The organism is Allomesorhizobium camelthorni, assembly GCF_011045125.1.
GTDB classification, from domain to species: domain Bacteria; phylum Pseudomonadota; class Alphaproteobacteria; order Rhizobiales; family Rhizobiaceae; genus Allomesorhizobium; species Allomesorhizobium camelthorni.
The window spans coordinates 1-9220 of sequence record NZ_JAAKZF010000135.1 but is presented as its reverse complement, the minus strand read 5'-3'; the positions used below and the strand labels follow the sequence as shown (position 1 = coordinate 9220).

The 9220-nt window shown below is 60.5% G+C and carries 8 protein-coding genes and 1 pseudogene; 4 read left to right on the top strand and 5 right to left on the bottom strand.

The window, feature by feature from the left end:
* Position 1: 1 nt before the first annotated feature.
* Positions 2-561: pseudogene (locus G6N73_RS33225) on the top strand (transposase); the annotation flags it as partial.
* On the opposite strand, the gene G6N73_RS33220 reads toward G6N73_RS33225, so the two are convergent.
* From G6N73_RS33220 to G6N73_RS33210, 3 genes are all read right to left on the bottom strand, one after another.
* Positions 518-1087, bottom strand: a complete 570-nt coding sequence (locus G6N73_RS33220; RefSeq protein WP_165034158.1) for a hypothetical protein — start codon at positions 1085-1087, stop codon at positions 518-520. The pseudogene G6N73_RS33225 and the gene G6N73_RS33220 sit on opposite strands and share 44 nt — an antisense overlap.
* Before the next feature lie 126 nt (positions 1088-1213).
* The gene (gene halB, locus G6N73_RS33215) at positions 1214-1894 is read right to left on the bottom strand and encodes an anti-phage Hailong system nucleotidyltransferase HalB (RefSeq protein WP_281353019.1); all 681 of its coding nucleotides are present in this window, start codon (positions 1892-1894) and stop codon (positions 1214-1216) included.
* A 55-nt stretch (positions 1895-1949) separates the two neighbouring features.
* Positions 1950-2864 (bottom strand): helix-turn-helix transcriptional regulator, encoded by a 915-nt coding sequence (locus tag G6N73_RS33210; RefSeq protein WP_165034156.1) that lies wholly within the window; start codon positions 2862-2864, stop codon positions 1950-1952.
* A gap of 80 nt (positions 2865-2944) precedes the next feature.
* Between G6N73_RS33210 and G6N73_RS33205 the strand changes: the two genes are divergently transcribed.
* From G6N73_RS33205 to G6N73_RS33195, 3 genes are read left to right on the top strand one after another with little or no spacing between them, the layout of a single operon-like run.
* The gene (locus tag G6N73_RS33205) at positions 2945-4147 is read left to right on the top strand and encodes a patatin-like phospholipase family protein (protein ID WP_246252772.1); all 1203 of its coding nucleotides are present in this window, start codon (positions 2945-2947) and stop codon (positions 4145-4147) included.
* Positions 4148-4151: 4 nt separating this feature from the next.
* On the top strand, positions 4152-5198 hold the full coding sequence (locus G6N73_RS33200; protein WP_165034155.1) for a cyclic GMP-AMP synthase DncV-like nucleotidyltransferase: 1047 nt from the start codon (positions 4152-4154) through the stop codon (positions 5196-5198).
* A complete protein-coding gene (locus G6N73_RS33195; RefSeq protein ID WP_165034154.1) occupies positions 5191-7020 on the top strand; it encodes a ThiF family adenylyltransferase in 1830 nt (609 codons plus the stop codon). The genes G6N73_RS33200 and G6N73_RS33195 overlap by 8 nt, the downstream gene beginning before the upstream one ends.
* Positions 7021-7227: 207 nt before the next feature.
* Here the strand turns inward: G6N73_RS33195 and G6N73_RS33190 are convergent, their stop codons facing one another.
* Together G6N73_RS33190 and G6N73_RS33185 are read right to left on the bottom strand one after the other, a co-directional pair.
* Positions 7228-8661 (bottom strand): P-loop ATPase, Sll1717 family, encoded by a 1434-nt coding sequence (locus G6N73_RS33190; RefSeq protein WP_165034153.1) that lies wholly within the window; start codon positions 8659-8661, stop codon positions 7228-7230.
* Between the two features lie 3 nt (positions 8662-8664).
* Positions 8665-9220: hypothetical protein (locus G6N73_RS33185; protein WP_206079228.1), on the bottom strand; the 556-nt coding region annotated here is incomplete at its 5' end.

The following is a 9220-nucleotide window of genomic DNA, read 5'->3' as shown; positions in this document are numbered from 1 at the left end:
TATATTCGATCTTTTCGCCGGACACGAGATCGGCCGTGAACTGAAAGCCATGTCGCGATGGCTGGACGAACACCGCGACCTGCTCGCGTTAGTGGCTGGGGACCTGCGTCGGCACGGTGTGAAGGAGACCGGCCGCAAGGGCCTGCCGGCTGAGGCCGTGCTGCGCTGCGCGCTGCTCAAGCAGCACCGCCAACTGAGCTATGAAGAGCTGGCATTCCATCTCGAAGACTCCGCCTCGTTCCGGGCCTTTGCCCGGCTGCCGTGGGGGTGGAGCCCGAAGAAGTCGGTCTTGCACAAGACGATCAGCGCGCCGCGGCGCTCATCCACGAGCCGAGCGACAGCGCTCTGCTGTGGGATGCCGTGCGGGTGATGGTGCGGCTGTTGCAGCAGGCGGATGCCTTGGGCAGCGCGATCCAATGGCACGATCACAGCCGAGTGGCGAAGAAGCGGGCGTGGACGATCCAGTACAGCCGCGGCCGTCCCAAACGGATCAAGCGCTATCGCGAGTTGCTCAGGATCACCCGCAACACCCTGGATTATCTGAAGCAGGCTGCGGAAAAGTCACCTCGGTGAACCGCGCAAGCTGATTGAGGAGGGGACGCCACAGAGCGTCGATGTCAACAATCCCGGCGAGTGTCACCCGCCCAAGCAAGGTCCGCGCATGGGAAACACGCGCCAAAGCGTCGTCACGGAGATCGCGCGGAAGCCTCCGGGATGCAGGGAGCTGGTCACGTAGATGCCTCTCGATCAGATGCAGATCGGCGAAGCGCCCGATCTGTTGGGGGAGAGAGGCTAGATCGATATCAGCCCGCCATGCCGCGTTGAGCGACTCGAGAACCGCTCGCGGCATACCTGGCAGGCCTGAGACGCGGCCGATCTCCTGAAAACGTCCAGCAGCCAATGCTGCCTGAATGGCCGGATAAAGAACGTCCGTGCCGGCAGGCGTTATGAACCCACCAGCGAGACGCGCTGCAACAAGCGGGAGTGTCAGGATTTCGCGGCCCAGTGTCTTTTCGCGTGCTGCGGCGATCCGCTGCGTTCGGAATGCCAGCGGACCATCGACGACCAACGTTTCACGGGTGAACATTCGGCTTTCCTATCGCCACGAGCGTATCGAGGTCCCAGTGTGTCCTGCTGCGGAAAAAATACCTGTCCGAGTGTCGTTGTATGCTTTATCGAGACGGTTGAAAGCACGCGCCTCGTAGTGAAGAAATCACAGATAGCCAGCCCGGCTTTTGTCTTCTTGATCCAAGGTTTGCAGCGCAACTCTATTGGACGTTGCCGCGAAGCGTTGGCCGAAGGTGATCCGATCCGCCTCTTGGTAAAAAGTCTCGGTCTTTGTTTCCTCTTCCAGGAAGGCGCGAAGCGAACGAGACAGAGCGGCTGAGTCGCGTGGATTGTGGCGGCCGCGAAGGAGGTCCCGAGCTGCGTCCGATTTTGTCCGCTGAGCAAGCAACTGAGGAGCAAAGACGGGCTCGCGACGTTCTGCGCTCCGTGCAATCAGAATCGTTCTGATGCACCAAAGGGTTCGTTTTGCCTGCAGGTTAGGATTGAGGGTCTCGCCAAACCTGACCAGAAACCAACCCAAATCTGTCGCCCGTTTCACCTCGGACTCATAGTTGGATCGGAAGCGAAACGCCGCCCTGAGCTTCGACAGATAGTGTTCAGGATCAACCAGCGCCTTCGCTTCACGGACCAAGTGGCAAACGAAAAGATCGCCATTCCCAGCGTCGAGCCTCAGTTGCGTCCATGGATACAGGAACAGCGACGCGTGTCCCTTTGAGAGGTGCCGAGTTTCGTTGTCCGTGTTGATCATCAGAAGATCGGTGTCCGATCCCTCCGCTTGGTCACCGCGGGCCAGGCTGCCGAACAATAGAACCGCAGCTATTGGCATAGTGGCCTGGCGTTAGGCCTCGAAAGGACATGGCGGCGGCTGCGCACGCTAATGGTCATCCCTGGTTTCCTTTCGCGCGGGCCAAAGCCTCGATTGACATCTGGCGTGCCGCAGCTTTCGCCTGGAAAACCTCTTCCATGTTCTGCAGCACGATTTGCTGTTTCTCTGGCTTGAGCTTACCGGGCTCAACATCGAGATTGTGCTGGGTCATCAGGTAGAAGCTCAGGCTAAGCCGACATGGGCGCACTAGGTTGCCATTCTCCATGGCGTACTCTGCGGCGATTGCGGCTTGGCGTTCCGGCGACAATTCTGGGTTCGGAACGATCACGAGATTGATCTTGTGGATCCACTCGAAATCGAGGGCGGGGTCGACCGTCGACCGCCGCCACTCGCTTACCTCGTTAATTCTGCTGAGGTTGTAGTCGCGAAAGTCGTTATGCTCACGTGACCAGGAACGCAGATACCATCGTCCCGCGCTGTGGGCGATCGCATGCGGTGCGATGGTGCGGGATTGCCGTATAGAACCAGTGAGCGACGCATACTCGACGTCGATTTCAAGTCGATTGCGAACCGCATCCAGCACGCGAAGCAACACGGTCGGGTCGGTTGAGCGACGGCCCAGGGTAACGACTTCAACGGGCGGAATGGCCTCGAACCAAGTATCCTCGTGCCTCATCCACCGGTTCTCGACGGCGACGATCTGCAAGAGATATCGCTCGATCGTCTTGCCAATGAATGCGGGTACAAACTGTACGGTTCGTTTGTAGGCTTTGTCGGCGCGATCATAGGCAAGATTTGCCGGCGCAATCTTTTCGTATTGGGCGATATCGGCCGACGCCTGCTGAGTTGAGATGCCGAAGGTTTCGGCCAGATCGCTGCGATTGAAACGGCCATCCCAGAATAGTCGGAAGTCGATGAACTCCAGCCGTCGGAGAACGCCCCATCGCAGCCGATCACCGTCCTGTTGCATTGCATCACTCTATTATTGCGATTCATTCGTGGATATCGCGTCCAATTACTTGACGCGATATCCGGGCGCTCCTATATCTTATGGACGGACGCGGGCACATTGCAACCTCGTCATCGACGAACGAGGTTGGACGAATGGGGTCACCCACAGAAAAACAGATTTATGAGCAGCCGTACCGCGTGCTCAGCCTCGACGGAGGCGGCATGCGCGGCATTTATACCGGTGCTTTCCTCTCCCGCCTGACGGACCAGTTCGCCCGGATCCGCGGCGAATCGGCGCTCGACCTCGGACGCGGCTTCGACCTCATCACTGGAACAAGCACCGGCGCGATCGTCGGCTGTGCGCTCGCCGTCGGTCGACCTATGTCGGAGATCGTCGCGCTCTATCGCGAGCATGGGCCGAAAATCTTCCCGCACCGGATCGCCGGCAAGGCGAGCGCAGCCTTCCGAGCCATCCAAGGCAGCCGTTACGTGCGTCAGGGCGACAAGGCGCTTCGTAGCGCTCTCGAGGCGGTGCTCGGTCAGACCACTATGCTCGACGTTTTCAATGGGCGGGGTATTTCGCTTTCCATACCCGCGGTCCTGATGAGTGAACATCGCGCCTGGGTGTTCAAGAAAACGCCACGCAGCGGCGTGCGCGACGATCACTATCCGCTGGTCGATGTATGTATGGCGACGACCGCCGCGCCGATCTTTCGCTCGCTTGCCGCCATAAACGATCCGAACGCGCCAGGGGGACCTCAGCAGGTATTCGCCGACGGTGGCTTATGGGCCAACAATCCGATCATGGTCGGGCTAGTCGACGCGTTGACGATCGCCGACGCCGATCGCCCCATTGAGATTTTTTCACTCGGCACCTGCCCGCGCCCAGAGGGCGATCACCTCGATGCAGAGACGGCGCACCGGTCGATGCTGGACTGGTCGCTCGGCGCCGACGTCGCGCCGCTCGCCATCTCGGCGCAGGAATTTGCCTTCGACCATATGGCGCGGCTGCTGGCTAACGCCATCAGCAATTGCGGACGTTCAATTCGCAGGGTGCGTTTCCCCAACAAGCCTGTGCCGGCCAGCATGATGCCGTATCTGGCGTTGGACGACACCCGGCCGGAGGCAATGGATCGCCTGGTGCATCAGGCGCACACCGACGCCGACCTGACGAAGAGCGCCTGTGACGATCGATGCAGCCCTGATGGAGCGATGATTTTGCGCCTCATGAACGACCTGCCGGCGATGCCGGCCAATGGAGCGGTCTGGAACCGCGCTCCCACTAACGTAGTGAAAGGATAGCGAAATGTTTGATTGTGCCAAAGATGTCCGGGCATACCACGATCAGGAAGTAACTCTGCCGAAGGCCGAGCAGGACCAGATGCGCAATCGCCGGGATGCCAACCGCAGCCGGCTGCGCAATGGTCTGGCGAAAGCGGGCGAACCTGCTCCGCTCGAATTCGTCAAACAGGGTAGCTACGCCATGCGGACGATGACGCGCGATCCTGACAACGACTACGACATCGACGACGGCGTCTATTTCGCCAAGGAAGATCTCGTCGGCGAGCGCGGCGCGGAGATGACCTCGCTTCAAGCCCGGCAGATGGTGCGCGATGCCGTCGACGACGGCAAATTCAACCGGGCGCCGGAAGTTCGCTCCAACTGCGTCCGAGTATACTACCAAGCCGGGTATCACGTTGATCTGCCCGTCTATCGTCGGGTTGTGACCAAGACTGTTTTCGACGACGAGATCCACTACGAGCTGGCGTCGAGCAGCGGCTGGAAGCGGTCCGACGCGCGTGACGTCTCCGACTGGTACGAGGACCAGCGCGCCAATTCGGCGGATGGCCTGCAGCTGCGCCGCATCAACCGTGATTTGAAAAAGTTTGCCCGTAGCCGCCTCAGCTGGCGCGCCGGCATTCTCAGCGGGTTCGGGATCACCGTGGTGGTGACGGAACGCTTCAGGCAGGCGGATCGCGAAGATCGCGCCTTTTACGACACGATGGTCGCGATGCGTGACCGGCTCGACTGGAATCTCCAGATCGCGCATCCGGTGACGCCGGGGGACCACATCACAAGCGGACCCGACGATACGCGTGCCCGGTGCTTTCGCGACAAGCTGACGGAGGCGACCGACACGTTGCAGCCGCTGTTTGATGCGGATTGCACGCGCGAGCGCGCCCTCAAGTGCTGGGACAAGGTCTTCGCAACCACCTTCTTCAGCGAAAGGCTGGAAAACGAGAAGCGGTCAGCGCTGACCGCGCCAGCCATCATTGGCTCGGCTACGCTTCTCGGTCAGACGGCGGCCGCGGCGGCCGCGGTCAGCAGTGCCGGCGGCGGCCGTCATGCCTGAAAAGGCCCTCTCCCTTCGCTGGCGAGAGGCAGCGCTTCAGCTCGAAGCGCGGCTGCGCGAGCGGACCGGGCAGGTGCCGGAACGCCTCGACAGGCCGACGATCGATGGTTGTTATCCAAAGCGCCCCTACGTTGGAGCCTGGCGCGTGGCCGTGACTTTTCCGGACAGCGTCGTGCGCCGCATAGACGTCTTGGCCACAGCCGCTTTTCCCACGGTGCCGGTCCGCACCGCCCTGGTGGATCACCCGGAGTTCATGGCGTGGCCGCATGTCGAGAGCGACGGAATTCTGTGTCTCCTGCCCAACCTGGCGGAATGCGATCCCGACGATCCCTGCGCCGTTGCCGAAAACCTGCTGAACCGATCGATCCGGCTGATTGAGGAGTTGCTCGAAGGCTCGATCATCGCGAGGGACTTCCAGGAAGAATTCCTGACTTACTGGGCCTACAAGGCCCAAGCCGACGGTACCCGCTTATTCAGTCTGCTCACCCCCGCCCCGCCGTCCCGCGCAGTGAAAGTTTGGAGGGGAGAGGGTCTGGAAGTGATTGGCGAGGATGCGAAAAGTCTGGCTGACTGGGTTCGCCGCCGTTTCGGCGCGAACGTCGAGACGACAATTCACGATGCCGCTTTCATCTGGCTTGGAGTTCCGCCGCTTCCGCCCAACTATCCGGAAACAGCGTCCGATCTGCGCGCTTGGGCGGTAGCGACGGGCGAGGATGCGGTTAGGGCCCTGGAACGGGCAGCCATCGCGGAACCAGATTATCTCGTCGCCATCCTCGGGGCATTGGGGCGCGGGGGAGCTGGCCTGATTGGGGTCAAAGTGCCGAATCCAAAGAACTTGTGGACCCATCCCGGCTCGGCAGTCGAGCCTTTGTCAAAGGGATTTCGGTCCGGACGCACGCCGCGACCAATCTTGCTCGGGCGATATTTTGGCGCCAGCCCGGTCATTCGGGCCTCTGTCCAGCGGGCCGACGCGGATTGGGTGCACGGGCGTGGACAGGATCCCCGAACCGCACGGCTGCTGCTAAGCACCGTCGTTCTGTTTGGGTGCGGCTCGGTAGGAGGGCCAATCGCCTGTGGCTTGGCACAGGCCGGTGTCGGCAGGATCGTTCTGGTTGACCCGGACACTCTGAGTTGGCCGAATGTCGGTCGGCATCCCCTCGGCGCATCGTCGGTCGGCCGAAACAAGGGCGAGGCCTTGGCGGAGCGTCTGCAGGCTGACTTCCCGCATCTGCAGATCGAAGGACGCGCCGGCGACGTGCACGGCACGCTAAAAAACGACAACGAGCTTTTGATGAAGGCGAGCCTGATCGTCGCAGCAACGGGAAATTGGTCCGCCGAAAATGCCCTTAATCGATGGCATGTCGATCAAGGTCGGCGCCGGCCGGTCCTCTACGCCTGGACAGAACCGCACGCCGTTGCCGGGCATGCCGTTGCGATCGCCCCTGAGGGTGGATGTTTTCAGTGCAATATCGGGCGAACGGGATCGCCTTCGTTCAGGGTCGTGACTTGGGCTGACGGCGAGGATGCAAATCGAGAAGAGCCGGCCTGCGGCGCGCACTATCAGCCTTATGGACCGGTCGAACTCGGGTACGTCACTGCGATGGTGGGCGATCTGGCGTTGGATTGCTTGCTAAATCCACCTTCCCAGTCGTTAAACCGAGTGTTCGCCACGTCGCCGCGCCGCATCCATGATCTCGGCGGGCGGTGGAGCAATGAGTGGTTGGCTGAACAAGGGGATGGCGGTCCGGGCGTTCGAACGGTGGATCGGCCTTGGCCGCGCATGGCTTGCACCGCATGCCAGACCGAACTGGTAGGTGGCTAGGATCGCAAGCCGCAGCCGAAGTCGCGCATTGAGGTCGAGATGAACATCGAAGTAGTGAAGTTGATTGTCGATCACGAACTCAGCAGGCTCCGCGAGCGGAAAACTTCTGACTTAATGCGGACATCGGCGCAGGCATCTTCCGGCTGGTCTACACGAGTCAGTGCCGACTTGACGGGTGTACAGACTGCGCATTAGCTTAGACCTCTTCTATTTCCGCTTGGCTGCGCCAGGTCTCTTCTTTGCTGCAACCTTCGTTCCGGCCGCCATCGAGGACCTGCGAAGACGCCCTCGCAATCCCGGCACTACGGAATAGATCGCATCAGGCTTCTCAGCCTCGTCGACATAGTCGGCATGATAGGGAAGCACTCGCTTGCCGTCCTTATTAACCGCAACCAGACCGAACTGCACCAGCAGGTCTGTCAGCAGCGTCGCGTCGCGCGCCCAAGGTTGGTCCTTGGCAGCTAGGACCTCAGGGCTGCTGGCGATCATTTGATCTAGGCGTTCGGCGATTGCAGCGCGCCGGATATCGGGTGCCTTGCCCTCGAAAAGGATGAGTGATATCCGGGCCAACCCGGGATACTGGCGCTCATAGGCGCCGAAAATCTGGTCGAAGCACGCGCCGCTGTAGCGTTCGATCGTCAGCTCCAGGTTTTCCGGCGTGACCGCATGATCGGGATATGCGTCAAGTTGAATGCTCAATCGGCGTAGTACGTCGCGAGGGCCGGACCTGCTGTCCTGCAGCAATTGCTTGAGCGCCGGCTCGGGCGCGGCGCCGAATACATCGGCCAAGTCGACGCCCGCGGCCTCGGCGCGCCGGAGGATGACGTTTTGCAGCTCGACGTTGCTCCAGCTGAGCCTCACCTGCGAGTCCAGCTCCAAGTTCACGAATTCGTCCACCCGGCGGAGTGCGCGCATGATGTTGGGCTTTACCAGCACCACGCATTTGAAGTTCTTCTTGATATGAGCCTGCAACTCTTGTGCGGCGATGATCAGCGCCGCGATCAGGTTTTCGTTCAGGCGGTCGTCGGTCGCGAAAATGGCTTCGGGATCGTCGATCACAATCCTGATTGACACCTGTGCGCAGATATCTTTGAGCAGTTTGAGCGCCTCGTCTGCCTTTTCGCGGCCAAGCAGCTTGAAGTCGGATGCGGTCTTGTTCTTGTTGCGGAAGCTGATGCCAAAGCCAAGGATGGAAAACCCTCCAAGGTTGGCGAATGCGTCCTTTGCCTTTCCTTGCAGGTCGGCGAGTAGAACCTGAAGTCGCTGCTGCAGATCCTGCGGAACCTTCGTCCCGAGCGCCGGCGTCTTCTTGATCTCTGCGGCGAGCGCAATTAATGCCTGCAAGGCTAATTCGGACCGGATCTCCGGAAGGTATTGTAGCGTTGGCCGGGATGCCGTCAGGTCTTGTGGTTCTTGGGTTTCAGCGTTGATGGACTGGATGACGTCCGCCCCCGGCATTGCTTGTAACGTAAGGAAGCTGGCCGTTTTGCCCACACCCTTGAGCCCGATGCCCACGAACGGTTTGGCTTCCGAAGAGGCGAGGGTCGCAAGCGGCGCAGTTTGAACGGTATAGTGCGCGAGGTCGGTGTCGGAACGGGCGTCGGTGCGCTTCAGGTATTCGACAAATAGTTCGCGGCTCATTTTCTAGGCCTGGCTCGGCAACATGACGCGGCGGGTTACGAGAGCGAACCCGAAATGATTTCGAACACCGCCTAGGCCGCACAGTTGTATGAATTGTGCCTCGCTGACCTTCAACGGAAGCCCTTGGTAGATCTCACGCAGGGTGGGCAGAACGACGTTAGCTTGCCGTAGCAGGCGCTTGACAACCTTGAGATAGGCATCGCGCGTGAAACCGGCCGCGGTCAGAACGTCAATCGCCTTGCGGTCCACCACCGCTACGAACCCCTCCTGCGTCGGTTTCTCGTCGAGCATGCACTCGATCACATCGCCCGTGCCGGTCTTGAGCATGCCCAATAGATGAAGGAGTGAGACATAAGGTACGATCGATGCGGGCTGCATGACGTGCCGCTCTTCGAGCCTATTGTAGGAGAATTCTGGAGGGGCGGCATCGTGCACCTTCTGTGCCAACTCGGAGAAGCTGGTGAACTGCCCACCGATAGCCTCGAGCGTTATCGCAAATAGACGGTCTTCTAGCGCCATTATCTTCTCCCGCGACCCAAGGTGCTCGTACACCGACGCC